This window comes from Streptomyces netropsis, from assembly GCF_014203545.1.
GTDB classification, from domain to species: domain Bacteria; phylum Actinomycetota; class Actinomycetes; order Streptomycetales; family Streptomycetaceae; genus Streptomyces; species Streptomyces netropsis.
Window position 1 is genome coordinate 31,008 of the sequence record NZ_JACHJG010000001.1, and the last position, 18,324, is coordinate 49,331.

At 72.3% G+C, this 18,324-nt stretch carries 16 protein-coding genes and 1 pseudogene; 10 read left to right on the forward strand and 7 right to left on the reverse strand.

What is annotated here, in order from left to right:
* Nucleotides 1–88 precede the first annotated feature (88 nt).
* The 6 genes from FHS38_RS00145 to FHS38_RS00170 all read left to right on the forward strand — a co-directional run bounded on the left by FHS38_RS00145 (nucleotide 89) and on the right by FHS38_RS00170 (nucleotide 7,366).
* A complete protein-coding gene (locus FHS38_RS00145; protein ID WP_184729427.1) occupies nucleotides 89–643 on the forward strand; it encodes a cysteine dioxygenase family protein in 555 nt (184 codons plus the stop codon).
* A 91-nt stretch (nucleotides 644–734) separates the two neighbouring features.
* Nucleotides 735–1,814, forward strand: a complete 1,080-nt coding sequence (locus tag FHS38_RS00150) for a YeiH family protein (protein ID WP_373301759.1) — start codon at nucleotides 735–737, stop codon at nucleotides 1,812–1,814.
* Between the two features lie 127 nt (nucleotides 1,815–1,941).
* Complete coding sequence (locus FHS38_RS00155; protein WP_184729429.1) at nucleotides 1,942–3,396, forward strand: MFS transporter; 1,455 nt, start codon at nucleotides 1,942–1,944, stop codon at nucleotides 3,394–3,396.
* 165 nt (nucleotides 3,397–3,561) lie between these two features.
* On the forward strand, nucleotides 3,562–5,349 hold the full coding sequence (locus FHS38_RS00160; protein ID WP_130878057.1) for a DEAD/DEAH box helicase: 1,788 nt from the start codon (nucleotides 3,562–3,564) through the stop codon (nucleotides 5,347–5,349).
* A gap of 316 nt (nucleotides 5,350–5,665) precedes the next feature.
* On the forward strand, nucleotides 5,666–6,307 hold the full coding sequence (locus tag FHS38_RS00165) for an IclR family transcriptional regulator (protein WP_130878056.1): 642 nt from the start codon (nucleotides 5,666–5,668) through the stop codon (nucleotides 6,305–6,307).
* A 258-nt stretch (nucleotides 6,308–6,565) separates the two neighbouring features.
* Nucleotides 6,566–7,366, forward strand: coding sequence for a YlbL family protein (locus tag FHS38_RS00170; protein ID WP_184729431.1), 801 nt, complete (start codon nucleotides 6,566–6,568; stop codon nucleotides 7,364–7,366).
* Nucleotides 7,367–7,396: 30 nt separating this feature from the next.
* Here FHS38_RS00170 and FHS38_RS00175 read toward each other — a convergent pair whose 3' ends face one another.
* The 5 genes from FHS38_RS00175 to FHS38_RS00195 all read right to left on the reverse strand — a co-directional run bounded on the left by FHS38_RS00175 (nucleotide 7,397) and on the right by FHS38_RS00195 (nucleotide 11,891).
* Nucleotides 7,397–8,398, reverse strand: coding sequence for a glycine betaine ABC transporter substrate-binding protein (locus FHS38_RS00175; protein ID WP_184729432.1), 1,002 nt, complete (start codon nucleotides 8,396–8,398; stop codon nucleotides 7,397–7,399).
* Complete coding sequence (locus FHS38_RS00180; RefSeq protein ID WP_184729433.1) at nucleotides 8,398–9,330, reverse strand: ABC transporter permease; 933 nt, start codon at nucleotides 9,328–9,330, stop codon at nucleotides 8,398–8,400. Before FHS38_RS00180 ends, FHS38_RS00175 begins: the two co-directional genes overlap by 1 nt.
* Before the next feature lie 31 nt (nucleotides 9,331–9,361).
* Entirely contained in the window at nucleotides 9,362–10,654 is a 1,293-nt protein-coding gene (locus tag FHS38_RS00185) for an ABC transporter ATP-binding protein (protein WP_184729434.1), read from the reverse strand.
* Entirely contained in the window at nucleotides 10,647–11,294 is a 648-nt protein-coding gene (locus FHS38_RS00190; protein WP_184729435.1) for an ABC transporter permease, read from the reverse strand. The genes FHS38_RS00185 and FHS38_RS00190 overlap by 8 nt, the downstream gene beginning before the upstream one ends.
* A 129-nt stretch (nucleotides 11,295–11,423) precedes the next feature.
* Nucleotides 11,424–11,891, reverse strand: coding sequence for an Lrp/AsnC family transcriptional regulator (locus FHS38_RS00195; protein WP_130878051.1), 468 nt, complete (start codon nucleotides 11,889–11,891; stop codon nucleotides 11,424–11,426).
* Between the two features lie 121 nt (nucleotides 11,892–12,012).
* Between FHS38_RS00195 and hppD the strand changes: the two genes are divergently transcribed.
* Both hppD and FHS38_RS00205 read left to right on the forward strand, forming a co-directional pair.
* Complete coding sequence (gene hppD, locus FHS38_RS00200; RefSeq protein WP_184729436.1) at nucleotides 12,013–13,155, forward strand: 4-hydroxyphenylpyruvate dioxygenase; 1,143 nt, start codon at nucleotides 12,013–12,015, stop codon at nucleotides 13,153–13,155.
* 112 nt (nucleotides 13,156–13,267) lie between these two features.
* Complete coding sequence (locus tag FHS38_RS00205) at nucleotides 13,268–14,656, forward strand: FAD-binding oxidoreductase (protein ID WP_184729437.1); 1,389 nt, start codon at nucleotides 13,268–13,270, stop codon at nucleotides 14,654–14,656.
* 222 nt (nucleotides 14,657–14,878) lie between these two features.
* Here FHS38_RS00205 and FHS38_RS00210 read toward each other — a convergent pair.
* Nucleotides 14,879–15,332: pseudogene (locus FHS38_RS00210) on the reverse strand (SsgA family sporulation/cell division regulator); the annotation flags it as partial.
* Nucleotides 15,333–15,725: 393 nt separating this feature from the next.
* Here FHS38_RS00210 and FHS38_RS00215 point away from each other — a divergent pair.
* Both FHS38_RS00215 and FHS38_RS00220 read left to right on the forward strand, forming a co-directional pair.
* Nucleotides 15,726–17,276 carry an RDD family protein gene (locus FHS38_RS00215; RefSeq protein ID WP_184729438.1) on the forward strand — a complete coding sequence of 517 codons (1,551 nt, stop codon included), beginning with the start codon at nucleotides 15,726–15,728 and terminating at the stop codon, nucleotides 17,274–17,276.
* Nucleotides 17,277–17,367: 91 nt separating this feature from the next.
* Nucleotides 17,368–18,018, forward strand: coding sequence for an RDD family protein (locus FHS38_RS00220; protein WP_184729439.1), 651 nt, complete (start codon nucleotides 17,368–17,370; stop codon nucleotides 18,016–18,018).
* On the opposite strand, the gene FHS38_RS00225 is transcribed toward FHS38_RS00220, so the two are convergent.
* Nucleotides 18,004–18,264 carry a hypothetical protein gene (locus FHS38_RS00225; protein ID WP_184731190.1) on the reverse strand — a complete coding sequence of 87 codons (261 nt, stop codon included), beginning with the start codon at nucleotides 18,262–18,264 and terminating at the stop codon, nucleotides 18,004–18,006. The two genes, FHS38_RS00220 and FHS38_RS00225, sit on opposite strands and share 15 nt — an antisense overlap.
* Between the last annotated feature and the right edge of the window lie 60 nt (nucleotides 18,265–18,324).

The following is an 18,324-nucleotide window of genomic DNA, read 5'->3' on the forward strand; positions in this document are numbered from 1 at the left end:
GCACGGCACACATCCATAAGCGCGTGTTGGTATCCCGCCAAGGAACTGTCGTTGGACGTGATGGTTCCGACGCCTCGACTCTGCACGTATGACCACCCCCACCGCAGCCTTGACGACCGCTCGCCTCGACCAGCTCGTCGACGACGTCCGGGAGGCCGTAGGCCGTGGCCTGCCGCCCGACACGACGGCGTACCTCGTCGGCGAACGGCTCGCGGGACACCTCGGCGCCCCCGACCTGCTCACCGCCGAACAGCGCGAGGGCGACCCCGACCGCTACCGTCAGCACATCCTGCACGCCGAGTCCGACGGCAGCTTCTCCGTCGTCGCGCTCGTCTGGCTGCCCGGCCAGCAGACCGCCGTCCACGACCACGTCTCGTGGTGCGTCACCGGCGTCCACGAGGGCCAGGAGAGCGAGCGCCGCTACCGGCTCGTCCCCGACGGCACGACGGCCCGCCTCGTCGCCACCGAGGACGTCGTCAACGGCCAGGGCGACGTCTGCGGCTTCGCGCCGCCCGGCGACATCCACCGCGTGCGCAACTCCTGTTCGTCCACGGCGATCTCCATCCACGTCTACGGCGCCGACGTCGCCCGTCTCGGCTCCAGCGTCCGACGCGTCTACGACCTGCCGGTCGGCGAACTGTGATGACACCCCGAGCCCACCGGGCAGCCCGAGCCCACCGGGCACCCCGAGTGCCCCGCGCACCCCGAGTCCTCTCCCCGCGCGGAGTGCCGTCGTGGCACTGATCAGCTCGCGCGTACGGGACCACGCGGTCGGCGACGGCGGCACCCCCGGAGCGCTCAAGCCGCCGCGCAAGATCCCCGCGTCCCTCCCCGGGCTCGCCATGGCCGCCGCGGGCGTCGCGCTCGCCTGGGCGGTCCATTGGCTCGTACCCGCCGTCCCCATGCTCACCGCCGCCGTCGTGCTCGGCATCGCCGCCGCGCACACCCCCGGCCTGCGTGCCCGCATACGCGGCACCGGCCGGGCCGGACTGACCCTGGCCGGGAAGCGGCTCATGCGGATCGGCATCGTGCTGCTCGGCCTCAAGCTCAGCCTCCACGACGTCCTCGGGCTCGGCTGGGCCACCGTCGTGATGGTGCTCGCCGTCGTCGCCGCCACCTTCGGCGGGACGCTCTGGCTCGGGCGCAAGCTCGGGCTGCGCGGCGACCAGCCGCTGCTGATCGCCACCGGCTACTCCATCTGCGGCGCCTCCGCGATCGGCGCGGTCAGCGAGGTGACGGGCAGCGACGAGGAGGACGTCGCGACCTCCGTGGCCCTCGTGACGCTCTGCGGCACGCTCGCCATCGCGGTGCTGCCGCTGCTGCACCACCCGCTCGGCCTCGACGACGCGCAGTTCGGACGCTGGGTCGGCGCGGGCGTGCACGACGTCGGACAGGTCGTGGCCACCGCCCAGACCGCCGGGCCGGACGCCCTGACCGACGCCGTCCTCGTCAAGCTCATGCGGGTGGCCATGCTCGCGCCGCTCGTCGCCGCCGTCGCCATGTCCGTACGGGCCCGCCGCGCCGCCGCGGCGACGGGGAAGTCGCCGGGGAAGCGGCCCGCGCTCGTCCCCCTCTTCGTCCTCGGCTTCCTCGCCATGGTCGCCGTCCGCAGCACCGGCCAGGTGCCCGGCGGGGTGCTCGACGTCGCCCAGCACACGCAGGAGCTGCTGCTCGCCGCCGCCCTCTTCGGTCTCGGCAGCGCGGTGCACCTGCCCTCGCTCGTCCGGACCGGGGGCCGCGTCGCGGCGCTCGGGCTGTCCTCGTGGGTCGTGATCGCCGGCGCGTCGTACGTGGGCGTCCTGCTCACGACGTGACGCGCGTGGCTTCCCCCTTACCCGCCCCACCCGCCTCGCAAGGCCCTTGGGCCTACGTCGGATTGCCGAGTCGACTCCCGTCTCACGACAGGTGTCGACCGGCTTTCCCGCTCCTACGCTGGCCCTCATGACCGCCTCCGAGCCCCCCGGCGCCTCGACGTCCGACATACCGGCCGGCATACCCGCCGACATGTCCACCGGCCCCCTCTCCGACCCCGGCGGGGGCGTCCTCGGACGGCGGTACCGGGCGCTCACCCTCGGCATCGTCTCCGTCGTCTCGCTCATCGCCTTCGAGGCGAGCGCGGTCAACACCGCCATGCCCGTCGCGGCCGACGCGCTCGACGGGATCGAGCTCTACGCCTTCGCCTTCTCCGCCTTCTTCACGGCGAGCCTCTTCGCGATGACCCTGTCGGGGGAGTGGTGCGACCGCACCGGGCCGCTGGTGCCCCTCTTCACCGGCATCGCCGCCTTCGGCACGGGCCTGGTGATCGCGGGCTCGGCCGGGCGGATGTGGATGTTCGTGGCCGGGCGCGGAGTGCAGGGCATCGGCGCCGGGCTGGTGATCGTCGCGCTGTACGTGGTGGTCGGCCGGGCCTATCCGGAGCGGCTCCGGCCGGCCGTCATGGCCTCGTTCTCGGCGGCCTGGGTCGTGCCGGTGATCGTGGGCCCCCTGGTCGCGGGCACGGTCACCGAGCAGCTCGGCTGGCGCTGGGTGTTCCTGGCCATCCCCGTGCTGGTCCTGCTGCCCCTCGCCGTGATGCTCCCGGCGCTGCGCGCCCTCCCCGCCGCCGCCCGCGAAGCCGCCCCCGGCCGCAGCCGCGTCGGGCTCGCCCTCGCCGTGGCCGTCGGCGCGGGACTGCTGCAGTACGCCGGCCAGGACCTCGAGGCGTGGTCCCTGCTGCCCGCCGCGGCCGGGCTCGCCCTCCTCGTACCGTGCGTGCTGCGCCTGCTGCCCCCGGGCACCTTCCGCGCCGGGCGCGGGCTGCCGTCGGTCGTGCTGCTGCGCGGCATCGCGCAGGGCTCCTTCCTGGCCGCCGAGACCTTCGTCCCGCTGATGCTGGTGACCGAACGCGGGCTGTCGGCGACGATGGCCGGGCTGTCGCTCACCGGCGGCGGGCTGAGCTGGGCGCTCGCCTCGTTCACCCAGAGCCGCGGCCGCGCCGAGCCGCACCGCGAGCGGCTGATGAGCCTCGGCATGGCGCTGCTGGCGCTGGCCGTCGCGCTGCTGTCGACCGTGCTGATCGACGGGGTGCCGGTGTGGATGGTCGCCGTCTCCTGGGTCGTCGGCGGCTACGGCATGGGGCTCACGATCTCCGGCGGGGCGGTGCTCCTGCTCAAGCTCTCCCGGCCCGGGGAGGAAGGCACGAACTCCGCCTCCCTCCAGGTCTCCGACGCGCTCGGCAGCATCACCCTGGTCGGACTGGCCGGTGTGCTCTTCGTCTCCTGCGGGGGCGGTTCGGTCGCCGTCGCCGACGGGGGTGCGGCTGCGCCGGTCGGCGCGTTCGTCGCCGTCTTCGTGCTCGCTTCGGCGTGTGCGGTGGTGGGGGCGTACGTGGCCACCAGGCTGAAGCCGCGGGGGTAGTGACCGGGGCTCCGCCCCGGGCCCCGGTCCTCGATCGCCGGACGGGCTGGAACGATGTGACCTCTGTCCCACAGCCGGGTGAGCCCGTGGTGTAGCACCCGGGAGGCGCCGCGGACGCGGGTAGGCTGACGCGGTTGCCGATCGCCGAACCAGCCGACGGAGACCGTGACTACCACCACCGCCAATCACCATCTTTCGCCCGCCTTCCCCGGCCGGGCCCCTTGGGGTACCGCCAACAAGCTGCGCGCCTGGCAGGAGGGCGCGATGGGGAAGTACGTACAGGAACAGCCGCGCGACTTCCTCGCCGTCGCCACCCCGGGCGCGGGCAAGACCACCTTCGCCCTCACCCTCGCCTCCTGGCTGCTGCACCACCACGTCGTCCAGCAGGTGACCGTGGTCGCACCCACCGAGCACCTGAAGAAGCAGTGGGCCGAGGCCGCCGCCCGGATAGGCATCAAGCTCGACCCGGAGTACAGCGCCGGCCCCCTCGGCCGCGAGTACCACGGCGTCGCCGTCACCTACGCCGGTGTCGGTGTGCGGCCCATGCTCCACCGCAACCGCTGCGAGCAGCGCAAGACGCTCGTCATCCTCGACGAGATCCACCACGCCGGCGACTCCCGGTCCTGGGGCGAGGCGTGCCTGGAGGCGTTCGAGCCGGCCACCCGCCGGCTGTGCCTGACCGGCACGCCCTTCCGCTCCGACACCAACCCCATCCCCTTCGTCACGTACGAGGAGGGCAACGACGGCATCCGCCGCTCGTCCGCCGACTACACCTACGGCTACGGCAACGCGCTCGCCGACGGCGTCGTGCGGCCGGTCATCTTCCTCTCCTACAGCGGCAACATGCGCTGGCGCACCAAGGCGGGCGACGAGCTGGAGGCCCGGCTCGGCGAGCCCATGACCAAGGACGCCGTCTCGCAGGCCTGGCGCACCGCCCTGGACCCGCGCGGCGACTGGATGCCGAACGTGCTGCGCGCCGCCGACCAGCGGCTGACCGAGGTCCGCAAGGGCATCCCGGACGCCGGTGCCCTCGTCATCGCCGCCGACCAGGACTCCGCCCGCGCCTACGCCAAGCTGATCCGGGAGATCACCGGCGAGGCGGCGACGGTGGTCCTGTCCGACGACACCGGGGCCTCCCAGCGCATCGACGACTTCGCGGCCTCCGACGCCCGCTGGATGGTCGCCGTCCGCATGGTGTCCGAGGGCGTGGACGTGCCCCGCCTGGCCGTCGGCGTCTACGCGACGACGATCTCCACGCCGCTGTTCTTCGCCCAGGCCGTCGGGCGCTTCGTGCGCTCGCGCCGCCGTGGCGAGACCGCGTCCGTCTTCGTGCCCACCATCCCCACGCTGCTGACCTTCGCCAACGAGATGGAGGTCGAGCGCGACCACGTCCTCGACAAGCCGAAGAAGGACGGCGAGGAGGACCCGTACGCCGAGGAGGACAAGCTCCTCGCCGAGGCCGAGCGCCAGCAGGACGAGGACACCGGCGAGGACGACCAGCTCTCCTTCGAGGCGCTGGAGTCCGACGCGGTCTTCGACCGGGTCCTCTACGACGGGGCCGAGTTCGGCATGCAGGCGCACGCGGGCAGCCCGGAGGAGCAGGACTACCTCGGCATCCCGGGCCTGCTGGAGCCGGACCAGGTGCAGATGCTGCTCCAGAAGCGGCAGGCCCGGCAGATCGCGCACAGCCGCAAGCGGCCCGACGCGGAGGCCGACCTGCTCGAACTGCCCGCCGAGCGGCGGCCGGTGGTCACCCACAAGGAGATGCTGGAGCTGCGCAAGCAGCTCAACACCCTGGTCGGGGCGTACGTGCACCAGAGCGGCAAGCCGCACGGTGTGATCCACACCGAGCTGCGCCGGGTGTGCGGGGGACCGCCGAGCGCGGAGGCCACGGCGGGACAGCTGAACGAGCGGATCAACAAGGTCCGCGAGTGGGCCACGCGCATGAAGTAGGACGTCCTCGAACGCCGGACGGGCTTGATCGGCCCGTCCGGCGTTTGTCGTACGGCTGTCCGCATGCTGGGAACCTCTGCTCGATATTCGTGAATCAGCCGCACGCTGACCGGATTGTGGGCAGACTCTTCCGCTGAGCGGACCGGCTCGCTACCGTGCCGGTCACGCACACGCCCCGTGGCAGCGCCGCCGCGGAGCGCAGCCGGTGCCATGCGACCAAGCGGCCGGCGGCCTCTTGTCGCGCGCTGCCGGACGGGACCGGTGGCGCGAAACCCCCACCGGGACGAGAGCCCGCCACTCATCGGAGGAGGGCCTCGTGACCGCGGAGACCTCACAGACACTCGACCGGGGACTGCGCGTCCTCAAACTGCTCGCCGATACCGACCACGGCCTGACGGTCACCGAGCTGTCCATCAAGCTCGGCGTCAACCGCACGGTCGTCTACCGTCTGCTCGCCACGTTGGAGATGCACGCGCTCGTCCGCCGGGACATAGGCGGCCGTGCCAGAGTCGGGCTCGGTGTGCTGCGGCTCGGCCGCCAGGTGCATCCGCTCGTCCGGGAGGCGGCCCTGCCCGCCCTGCGCTCCCTGGCCGAGGACATAGGCGCCACCGCCCACCTCACGCTCGTCGACGGCACCGAGGCGCTCGCGGTGGCCGTCGTCGAGCCGACGTGGACGGACTACCACGTGGCCTACCGCGCCGGGTTCCGGCATCCGCTGGACCGGGGCGCGGCGGGCCGGGCGATACTCGCCGCCCGCCGGGGCGAGGTCGACAGCCCCGGCTACATGCTCACCCACGGCGAACTGGAGGCCGGCGCGAGCGGGGCGGCCGCGCCCCTGCTCGGGGTGACCGGCATCGAGGGCAGCGTGGGCGTCGTCATGCTCGCCGACTCCGTACCCGCCCGGGTCGGCCCCCGGGTGATGGAAGCGGCGAAGGAGGTCGCGGACGCCCTGCGCTGACGCTGCGCTGAGCTTGTTCGGGTTCCCTCGGGGGCCCCCGGGCGGGTGGTTCGGCTTCCGCCGCGCCGACGCCATTGCGAGGGCGCGCGGCAGGCCTGGGTCGTCCGCACCACCGCTGCGCGGCGGTGTCCTCAAAGGGCGCTTGCCGCCGTAGGCGGCACGGGCGGCCCGCAGCCGAAGATCCGCCGGACATGGCCCAGCGGCCGGCGGCCCGCGGCCCGCGTCACATCGGGATCACGAGTGAACTAGATTCGCTGCATGCCAGCTGTGTCTCTCCTCGCTCGATCGCGTGCCCGCACCCTCGCGGTCTGCGCGACGCTCGTCACCGCCCTGCTCGCGGTCGCGGCGTTCGTGCCGCTGCCGTTCGCGATCGCGCAACCCGGCTCGACCGTGAACGTCCTCGGCTCCGACGACCGCAAGCCCGTGATCACCATCAGCGGTGCCGCGAGCCGGCGGACCAGCGGGCAGCTGCGCATGACCACCATCCTGGCCACCGGCCCGCAGGTGGACGCGAGCCTGAGCGACGTCCTCGACAGCTGGTTCCGCTCCGACCGCGCCGTCATGCCGCGCGACTCCGTCTACCCGCCGGGCAAGTCGGACGAGGAAGCCGAGAAGCACAACCTCGCCGAGATGGCGAAGTCGCAGGACAGCGCCGCCCAGGCCGCGCTGCGCTATCTCAAGCGTTCCCCGAAGGACGTGAAGGTCGACCTCCGCCTCGCCGACATCGGCGGGCCGAGCGCCGGGCTGTTCTTCGCGCTCGGCATCGTCGACAAGCTCGACGGCGACGGCCGCGGCGGCGACCTCACCGGCGGCCGGACGATCGCGGGCACCGGCACCATCGAACCGGACGGCACGGTGGGCGCGGTCGGCGGCGTGGCGCTCAAGACGCAGGCCGCAAAGCGGGACGGCGCGACCGTCTTCCTCGTCCCGAAGGACGAGTGCTCGGACGCCGACGGCCAGGTCCCGAACGGTCTGCGGCTGATCCCGGTGACCGAGCTGAAGGACGCGGTGGCCTCGCTGCGCGCCCTGGCGGCCGGGCAGAAGGTCCCCAGCTGCTGACCACCGCCGGGGCCCCGGCGGCACCGGCCGTCAGCCCTTCTTGATGAACCCCTCCTTGATCAGCCAGTCCTTGGCCACGTCGTGCGGGTCCTCCCCGTCCACGTCGACCTTCGCGTTCAGCTCCCGCGCCACGTCGTTCGTCAGCTTCGCCGTGATCGGGTCGAGCACGTCCTTGATCGCCGGGTACTTCTTCATCGCCTTGGCGTTGATCTCCGGGGCGGCGTTGTAGTTGGGGAAGAAGTGCTTGTCGTCCGCCATCACCGCGAGGTTCATGGCCTTGATGCGGCCGTCGGTGGTGAAGACCTCTCCGAACGTGCACGAGCCGCCGCCCGAGACCTGGGTGTAGATGATGCCGCCGTCCATCTTCTGGATGCGGGAGGCCGGGACGTTCATGCCGTAGGCCTTCGCCATCCCCGGCAGTCCGTCGTTGCGGGCCGCGAACTCGCTCTCCACGCACAGCGACACCGCCGACGGGTCCGACTTCGACAGCGCGGCGACGTCGGAGAGCGTCTTCGTCCCGTACTTCTTCTCGTTCGCCCGGTTCAGCGCCAGCGCGTACGTGTTGTTGAGCGCGGCGGGCGCGAGCCAGGTGATGCCGTTGCGGGCGTCCGCCTCCGCCACCGCCCGCCACTGCTCCCGCGGGTCGGTGATCGGCCTGTCGTGACCGAGATAGGTGATCCAGGCGGTGCCGGTGTACTCGTACATCCCGTCCGCGCCACCGGTCTTGACCGCCTCGCGGGCGCCGATCGACCCCTGGATGTTGGTGCGGTCCAGGACGCTCGCACCCGCCGCCTTGAAGGCGAGGCCCATGATCTGGCCGAGGATGATGTTCTCGCTGAAGTTCTTCGAGGTCACGGTCAGGTCCGCGCCCTTGAGCGGCAGCCCCTGGCCGACCGAACCGGGCACCACGTCGTCGACCATCGGCGAGCCGCTCGTCAGACCGCAGCCGCCGAGGGCGAGCGGGCCCAGCAGCGCGCCCGCGAGGGCCGCGGCCCAGACCGTGCGCGCCGCGCCGCCCGTACGCACCCCCATCAGGTGCCCCCCTCCAGCCCGCGCGGCCGCAGCAGCAGCTCCGCCAGGGACGCCAGCCAGTCCACCAGCAGCGCCAGCGCCACCGTCAGCACCGACCCCAGCACCAGCACCGACATCCGCTGATTGGTGATGCCGGAGGCGATCAGGTCGCCCAGCCCGCCGCCCCCGCCGAAGTACGCGAGGGTCGCCGTGCCCACGTTCAGGACGAGCGCGGTGCGCACCCCCGCGAGGATCAGCGGTACGGCCAGCGGCAGTTCGACCCTGCGCAGCACCCCGAGGGGGGACATGCCGATGCCCCGCGCGGCCTCCACCAGCGTCGGGTCGATGGCCTTCAGACCCGCGACGGTGTTGGCGAGCACGGGCAGGACCGCGTAGGCGATGATCCCGATCAGCGCGGCCCGGGTGCCGATGCCGAGCCAGATCACCAGCAGCGCCAGCAGGCCGATCGCGGGTGTGGCCTGGCCGACGTTGGCGACCCCCATCACCACGGGCGCGGCGGGCCGCAGCCTGCGGCGGGTGAGCAGGATGCCCAGCGGAATGGCGATGATCAGCACGAAGAAGGTGGAGACGACGGTGAGATAGATGTGCTGGCGCAGGCGCAGCCACACATTGCCGTCGTCGATGGAGTTGCGGGCGATGGAGTCGAGGTCGGCGCCGCGGAACCAGAGCCAGGTGGCGAGCAGCACCACGGTCAGGACGGCGGGCAGGAAGGTCAGCTTCTGCCACGTGATGCGGCGGCGCACGGGTGCCGGGGTGGGCGCGGGCGGCGACTGCCCGTCGCGGCCGGGGCCGTCGAGTCCGGTACCGGTCGCACCCCGCGGGTGCGGTCCGGCGGTGCCGGGCTCCTCCGGGTCGCGGAAGGCGATGCCCTGGACCTCGTGCTCGCCCGCGTGCCGTTCGCCCTCGGGCGGCGGCCCGTCCCCGCGCGTCACGGTGTCACCTCCGGGCGCGCCGGGCCTCGCCTCATGGCCGTCCCCCCTGCCCGCCGGTCGTGCCCTCCTGCTCCTGCCGGGTCTGGTGGGCGCGCTGCTCCTCCAGTTCGTGCTGGTGCTCCACGGCGTCGAGCCGGTCCTCCTCCAGCAGTTGCTGGACGGAGTTCATGAGCGTCTCCATGTCCACCACGCCCTCGTACACCCCGCGCCGCCCGGTCACCGCGACCCGCCCGGTGTTGTCCGTCAGCACCGCCTCCAGTGCGTCGCGCAGGGTCGCGTCCCGGGTGACCGTGTCGTGCACGAGCGTGCCCGCCCGGGCCAGCGATCCCTTGGCGCGCATCAGGTCGCCGCGCCGCAGCCACTTGTACGGGCGGTGGTGGCGGTCCAGCAGCAGCAGCTCGTTCGTGGTGCCCGAGCGCAGCTTGTCGAATATCGACTGGAGCGGGTCGTCGATGGTGGCGGTCGGGAAGTCCACCACCGGCACGTCCCGGACGCGGGTGAGGTTGAGCCGCTTGAGCGCCGCGCCGGCGCCGACGAAGCCGGAGACGAAGTCGTCGGCCGGGTTGGTGAGGATCGCCTCGGGGGTGTCGAACTGGGCGATGTGCGAGCGTTCGCGCAGTACCGCGATGCGGTCGCCGAGCTTGATGGCCTCGTCGAAGTCGTGGGTGACGAAGACGATCGTCTTGTGCAGCTCGTGCTGGAGCCGGATCAGCTCGTCCTGGAGGTGGTCGCGGGTGATCGGGTCGACCGCGCCGAACGGCTCGTCCATCAGGAGGACGGGCGGGTCGGCGGCCAGCGCGCGGGCGACCCCGACGCGCTGCTGCTGCCCGCCGGAGAGCTGCCGGGGGTAGCGGCCCTGGAACTCGCCCGCGTCCAGCCCCACCAGATCCAGCATCTCCTCCACCCGGGCGCCGATCCGCGCCTTCGACCAGCCCGTCATCCTCGGCACGAGCGCGATGTTCTGCGCGACGGTCATATGGGGGAAGAGCCCGGAGGACTGGATCGCGTAGCCGATCTTGCGGCGCAGCTTCACCGGGTCCATGTCGGTGACGTCCTCGTCGTCGATCCGGATCCGGCCCGACGTCGGCTCGATCAGCCGATTGATCATCTTCATCGTGGTGGTCTTGCCGCAGCCGGACGGGCCCACGAAGACCACCAGCTCACCGGCCTTGATCTCCATGTTGACGCTGTCCACGGCGGGGGTGGCGCTGCCCGGATAGCGCTTGGTGAGGTTCTCCAGCACGATGGTGGCGCCGGACGGTTTCGGGCCGGCGGGGGACTGCTTCGCCCCCCGCGGTGGTGGTGCGGCGGACGACTCAGGCACGGATCCCCCTCGGAATGGTCAGCCGGCCGATCAGGACGTACGCGGCGTCGAAGAGCAGCGCGAGGACGATGATGCCGAGCGTCCCCGCGAGCACCTGGTTGAGCGCGTTGGCGCTGCCCAGCGACGAGATGCCCCGGAAGATCTCGTTGCCGAGGCCGGGCCCCGAGGCGTAGGCGGCGATCGCGGCGATGCCCATCAGCATCTGCGTGGAGACCCGGATGCCGGTGAGGATCGGCGGCCAGGCCAGCGGCAGCTCGACCCGGAACAGCCGGGCGGGCCGGGACATGCCGATGCCGGTCGCCGCGTCCACCAGCGAGGCGTCCACCCCGCGCAGGCCGACGATCGAGTTGCGGACGATCGGCAGCAGCCCGTACAGGGTCAGCGCCGTGACCGTGGGGGCCACCCCGAGGCCCATGATCGGGATGAGCAGACCGATCATGGCCAGGGAGGGGATGGTCAGGATCGTCGCGGTCGAGGTGACGGCGAGATTGCCGGCCCACTCGGTGCGGTAGGTGGCCACGCCGATCGTCACGCCGAGCAGGGTGGCGACGACCATGCACTGGAACACCGCGCTGGCGTGCTGGTACGTGTCCGCCAGCAACTGGGCGTGGCGGTTGCCGACGTACTCCCAGAAGCTCACCCGCTCCTCCTCGCCGATATCGCCGAGTCAGTTCCCTCGTCGTCAGTACCTCGTCCTCGGTGCTTCGTGCTTCGTGCTTCGTGCTCGGTCCCTCGTGCCCGGTCCCCGGTGCGCGGCCGGTCCGCGTCCTCAGTCCTCCGACGCCTGCTTGACCAGCGGGATGATCCGCAACGGAACCGCGTTTTCCATGACGATCGCCGTGGAGGCCCGCACAATGCCATCAAAACCCACAACCCGGTCGATCACCCGCTGAAGGTCGGCGTTCGAGCGGGCGACCAGACGGCAGAGCATGTCCCCGTGCCCGGTGGTGGTGTGCAGCTCCAGCACCTCGGGGACGGTCGCCAGATGGGTCCGCACGTCCGCGCCCTGGCCCTGCTTGATCTCCAGCGTCGCGAAGGCCGTCACCGGATACCCGAGCGCCGCCGGGTCCACATCGGGGCCGAACCCCCGGATCACCCCCTGGGACTGCAACCGGTCCAGCCGCGCCTGCACGGTGCCGCGCGCCACGCCCAGGCGGCGCGAGGCCTCCAGGACGCCGATGCGCGGCTCCTCGGCGAGCAGCTCGATCAGGCTGCCGTCCAAACGATCGATCGCCATCCAACACCTCTCGTGGTCATCCTGTACAGAACGCCCGGTAACCCTGACCAGGCGCTGTACAGAATGCCCAGTGGAAACACAAACTATTGCGCACGTTGTGGATCGGCGGGACGCTGCGACCATGACTCAGACCACAGATCACACCCTTCACACCGCACGGCAGGCCGACCCGTTCCCGGTCAAGGGGATGGACGCGGTGGTCTTCGCAGTCGGCAACGCCAAGCAGGCCGCCCACTACTACTCCACCGCCTTCGGCATGAAGCGCGTCGCCTACTCGGGCCCGGAGAACGGCAGCCGGGAGACGGCGAGCTACGTCCTGGAGTCCGGCGGCGCCCGGTTCGTCTTCACCTCCGTCATCAAGGCCGCCACCGACCGCGGCCGCTTCCTCGCCGAGCACGTCGCCGAGCACGGCGACGGCGTCGTCGACCTCGCCATCGAGGTCCCGGACGTCCGCCACGCCTACGCCTACGCCCTCGAGCACGGCGCCACCGGCCTGGAGGAGCCGCACGAGCTGACCGACGAGCACGGCACCGTCGTCGTCGCGGCCATCGCCACCTACGGGCAGACCCGCCACACCCTGGTCGAGCGCGCCGGCTACACCGGCCCCTACCTCCCCGGCTTCGTGGCCGCCGAGCCGATCGTGGAGCCCGGCCCGCGCCGCTTCCAGGCCATCGACCACTGTGTGGGCAACGTCGAGCTCGGCAAGATGGATGAGTGGGTCGCCTTCTACAACAACGTCATGGCCTTCACCAACATGAAGGAGTTCGTGGGCGACGACATCGCCACCGAGTACTCCGCACTCATGTCGAAGGTCGTCGCGGACGGCACCCGCAAGGTGAAGTTCCCGCTCAACGAGCCGGCCATCGCCAAGAAGAAGTCCCAGATCGACGAGTACCTGGAGTTCTACAACGGCCCCGGCGTCCAGCACATCGCCCTCGCCACCAACGACATCGTCGCGACCGTACGGGCCATGCGCGCGTCCGGCGTGCAGTTCCTGGACACCCCCGACTCCTACTACGACACCCTCGGCGACTGGGCCGGCGAGACCCGCGTCCCCGTCGAGACGCTGCGCGAGCTGAAGATCCTCGTCGACCGCGACGAGGACGGCTACCTGCTGCAGATCTTCACCAAGCCGGTCCAGGACCGCCCCACCGTCTTCTTCGAGATGATCGAGCGGCACGGCTCCATGGGCTTCGGCAAGGGCAACTTCAAGGCCCTCTTCGAGGCCATCGAGCGCGAGCAGGAAAAGCGCGGGAACCTCTAGCCGGACCGGGGGTCCCGGCGGGGCGGCTGCCCCTGAGCGGGGGCGGGCCCCAAGAACGCCCGAGGTCGCCGGGCGGGCTGATTTTCGGCCCGTCCGGTGACAAGGTGAGGGTATGGGCGATCTGATCAAGGTGCTCCACGAAGGCCTCCCCGTCGAAGCCGTCCTCACCGACCCCGACGTCACCCGCGCGTACGCCAACGACATGGCGAGCTTCTGCGCCTCCGGCACCCCCGCCGTCGTCGTGCTGCCACGCACCGTCGAGCAGGTGCGGCACGTCATGCGCACCGCGACCGCGCTGCGCGTCCCCGTCGTCCCGCAAGGGGCCCGCACGGGGCTGTCCGGCGCGGCCAACGCCAGCGACGGCTGCATCGTGCTCTCGCTCGTCAAGATGGACCGGATCATCGAGATCAACCCGGTCGACCGGGTCGCGGTCGTCGAGCCGGGGGTCGTCAACGCCGTCCTCTCCCGTGCCGTCGCCGAGCAGGGCCTCTACTATCCGCCGGACCCCTCCAGTTGGGAACAGTGCACCATCGGCGGCAACATCGGCACCGCCTCCGGCGGCCTGTGCTGCGTCAAGTACGGGGTCACCGCCGAGTACGTCCTCGGCCTCGACGTCGTCCTCGCCGACGGGCGGCTGATGAGCACCGGCCGCCGCACCGCCAAGGGCGTCGCGGGCTACGACCTCACCCGTCTCTTCGTCGGTTCCGAGGGCAGCCTCGGCATCGTCGTCCGGGCGGTCCTCGCGCTCAAGCCCGCACCGCCCGAACAGCGGGTGCTGGCCGCCGAGTTCCCCTCCGCCGCCGCGGCCTGCGCGGCCGTCTGCGAGATCATGGCCCGCGGCCACGCGCCCTCACTGCTGGAGCTGATGGACCGCACGTCCGTCCGTGCCGTCAACGCGATGACGCACATGGGCCTGCCCGACACCACCGAAGCCCTGCTGCTCGCCGCCTTCGACACCCCCGACCCGGCCCCCGACCTCGCGGCCGTCGCCGAACTGTGCACCGCCGCCGGGGCCACCGAGGTCGTCCCCGCCGACTCCGCCGCCGAGTCCGACCTCCTCCTCCAGGCCCGCCGGATGACGCTGACCGCCCTGGAGACCCTCAGACCCGCCACGATGATCGACGACGTCTGCGTGCCGCGCTCCCGGCTCGCCGACATGCTCGACGGCACCGCGGCCATCGCCGAGAAGTACGCCCTCACCATCGGCGTCTGCGCGCACGCCGGGGACGGCAACACCCACCCCGTCGTCTGCTTCGACCCCGCCGACCCCGACGAGGCGCGCCGCGCCCGCGAGTCCTTCGACGAGATCATGGCCCTCGGCCTGGAGCTCGGCGGCACGATCACCGGCGAGCACGGCGTGGGCGTGCTGAAGAAGGAGTGGCTGGCCAGGGAACTCGGGCCGGTGGGCCTGGAGATGCAGCGGGGCATCAAGGCGGTCTTCGACCCGCTCGGCCTGCTCAACCCGGGGAAGGTCCTGGACCTCTGCCCTCCGGGCGGCTGAGCCCACCGGTCCCTGACCTGCGGCCGTCCTGCCGCCTGCGGCGGCGGGCGCCCTGCGGGCGCGTCCTCGAGCGCCGGACGGGCTTAAATCAAGCCCGTCCGGCGATTGAGGACAGAGCACAGCAGCCCGTCCGGCGATTGAGGACAGAGCACAGCAGCCCGTCCGGCGATCGAGGACAGAGCACAGCAGCCCGTCCGGCGCTTGAGGACAGGGCAGCAGCCCGTCCGACGACCACGGCTCACGCCCCCAACGGGTCGTCACCCGGCGTCGGGGCCAGCAGCTCGCGCAGGGCCTCGTCCAGGCCGAGCAGCTCGGACTCCGTGCCCGGCGGGACGGCCCGCAGCGTCCGCTCCAGCCACGCCGCCACCGCCGACGCGGGCGCGCGCAGCAGCGCGCAGCCGTCCGGCGACGTCAGGGCCACGCAGACCGCGGACCGCCGGCCGGTCTTGGACGGCCACACCCGCACATCACCGACCCCGCATGGCCGGAAGACGCCCTCCACCAGCAACTCGCGGGCGAACGTCCAGTGCACGGGCAGCTCGGAGGTGACGTGAAAGGCGATGTGGACGGCGTACGGGTCGTTCGTACGGTAGGTCAGCCTGGCCGGTACAGGGATGCTGCGCTCCGGCGACAGCACCAGGCTGAGCTCCAGCTCTCGTTCCACCACGGTGTGCATCAGTTGCGCCCTCTCTGCTCTGCTTCTCTCGGTGCGTGGCCCCTTGTGAACGGGCCCGCACCGGATAGAGCGCATCGACCCCCACACCATTACGCGACTTCGCCACATCCATCCGAATTTTTTTCGCGGGGCGACACGGCGGGTCGCACCGCGTCGGCCGGTCGCACGTGTGAGTGGTCCCGACCGCAGGACGGCCACAGACGACTGGGCCGTCTGGTAGACCTGTTGGTTGCGCTCCGGGTTGCCTTTTGCGCATAGAGATCACAAGGTCCCGTCATCCGGGTCCGGAGCGGCATACACGACCTCGCGCGCGTGCGGCAGACTGTTTGCCGCCATCCGCCCCACCGACACGACACCCCAGTACGGCCGAGCAGATACGGGACATCGGAGACCATGAGCGCCCCTACCTCAGGATCCGTCGACGGCAGCCCCGCTTTTGGGTGGTACCCAGACCCTTCCATTCCGAGCTATATCCGGTTCTGGAGCGGAACGGCCTGGGTGCCCGGTACGAGCCGGCCCGCCCCCGCCGAGGGCGAGCCGATGCCCGCACCGCCCGCCGGGGTGGCCCCCGCCCCGGCCCCCGCGCTCGCCGCCCCCGTACCGCCGACCCCTCAGCCGGTCTCCCCGGCCCCGCAGCAGACCCCCCGTCATGTGGACCGTCATGCGGAGCGTCCTGTGGACACCGCGCAGAGCGCCGGGCCGCTGCCGGAGGAGACCGGTCCCATGTTCCTGGACGAGGAGCCCGCGCTGCGCGACGCCCGCGCCGAGGCGGCCGGGCGGGACGGGGGTGCCGGGCGGGACGGCTCGGGCGCCGACCCCCGTGACCCCCGTGACCCTCGTGACCCCCGCGCCGACCGGAGCGGTGCCCGGGGCGCCGCCCTCCCCACCGCCCGCGACCCGCGCCTGCCGGGCGCGGCCACCGACCCCGCGCCGACCGCCGCGCCGGAGAGCCGCACCGGCGCCGAAGGCCGCCCCGGGAGCGCGCGCGGCGGTGACGCCCGGCCCGCCCGTGGCGACGGCACGCTGACCATCCGCGCCAAGCGCCCCGGCCCGGGCCCCGCCCCCGTCAAGCCCGGCGGCACGATGCAGCTCCGCCCGTCGGCCCGGCCGCAGCCCGACCCGGACCTCTCGCCCGCCCCCCAGGTGTGGCCCGACGCCCGCGCCGCCGAAGCCGCCGTCGACACGCCCGCCGCGGCGCCGGCCGAGCGGGAGCGCCCCGAGCAGCGCCGCCCGGTGCTGCCCGCCGCCACCGTCGCCCCCCAGCCCCGGCCCCGGCACGACGAGAGCCGCCCGGAGCGGTCCGCGCCCACCCGCCGGGACGAGCGCCAGGAGCGGCCCGCCCCCGTCGGCTGGGCCCAGCAGGTGCAGCAGCTCGCGCAGGCACAGCCCGGCGACGCCGCCATGGGGTGGAAGCCGCCCAAGGACGACCCGTTCCTGAGGATGAGCCAGACGCAGGGCAGGCCCGCCGCGCTCGGGCGGCGGCTCGCCGCCCGGCTCGTCGACACCGCCGTCCTCGCCGGAGCCGTGGGCGCGGCGGCCGTGCCGCTGTGGGACAAGTCCGTCGACCACATCGACGAGAAGGTGCGGCAGGCGAAGCAGTCCGGGCAGACCGTGACGGTCTGGCTGCTCGACGGCACCACCGGCACCTATCTGGCCGTCGTGCTCGGCGTGCTGCTGCTCTTCGGCGTGCTCTACGAGGCGCTGCCGACCGCCAAGTGGGGGCGCACGCTCGGCAAGAAGCTGTGCGGGGTGCGCGTCCTCGACATCGAGTCCCACGACACGGTCCCGTTCGGGGCGGCGCTGCGCCGCTGGCTGGTGTACGGGGTGCTGGGCGTGCTCGTCGTCGGCGTGGTGAACGTGCTGTGGTGCCTGGTCGACCGGCCGTGGCGGCAGTGCTGGCACGACAAGGCGGCCCGTACGTTCGTCGCGTCCGCCGGGGACTGAGCCCCCGCTTGGGCGAAGCCCCGCGGACCGGGGCAACTCGAACGGCATGCGGACGGATGCACATACCGGAACCCTGGGTTCCACTTGGGCCATGAGCACCGAGCAGCCGCGCGACGACGACCCGTTCCAGAAGAGGCCGCCGGAGCCTCCTCCCGCCGGATCGCCCTACGGCGGGCCCTACGGGAGCCCCCCGCCCGGCGGCGGGCCGTACGGTGACGACCCCTACGGCGGCGGCGCCCGGGGCGGCGGGCCGGGCAATCCGTACGGGGACCAGTACGGCGCGAGCGACCCGCTCGCGGGCATGCCGCCGCTCGCCTCACGGCTGCGCCGACTGGTGGCGCGGATCATCGACGGTCTGCTGGTGAGCGTGCCGATCAGCCTGATCTTCTCGCTCGCCTGGCGCGACTACGACCCGTGGAACGACAACGCCAAGTCCACCAGTCTGTCGATCGTGATCGCCGTCGTGTACTTCTGCTACGAGGGGATGATGCTGACCAGCCGGGGGCAGACGGTCGGCAAGATGGCGATGAAGATCCGGGTCGCGATGCTCGACAACGGCGCGATCCCGGCGGGCCGCGCGGGTTGGACGCGCGCCGCGGTCTACTCCCTGCCGGAGGTCGTGCCGTGCTGTGGCTTCCTCTTCTGGCTGGTCAACGTCCTGTGGTGTACATGGGACAAGCCGTATCAGCAGTGTCTGCACGACAAGGCGGCGAAGACCGTGGTGGTCTCAGCCGCCCAGTGAGTGCTCACTGATCCGTGAACCGGGGTGCCCGGGTGTCCGCTGAGCGGATACCCGGGCTTCGTCGTGTCGCCCCCGGCGGGGCAGCGGCGCGCGGAGGGCGACGAGGAGCCCTAGCGCGAGGGCGGACAGGGCGATGACCGCGATCCCGGCACCCGAGCGCGTCTGCGACAGCAGCAGCATGGCGAGGGTGGAGAGGACAACGGTGGCCGAACCGTAGGCGATCTGCGCGGGAGTCGGACGCGGCATGGCGGGATCCGTCCTCGGAGCATCGATATGGGGGAGGTGAGTCGGCGCTGGTACGTACCG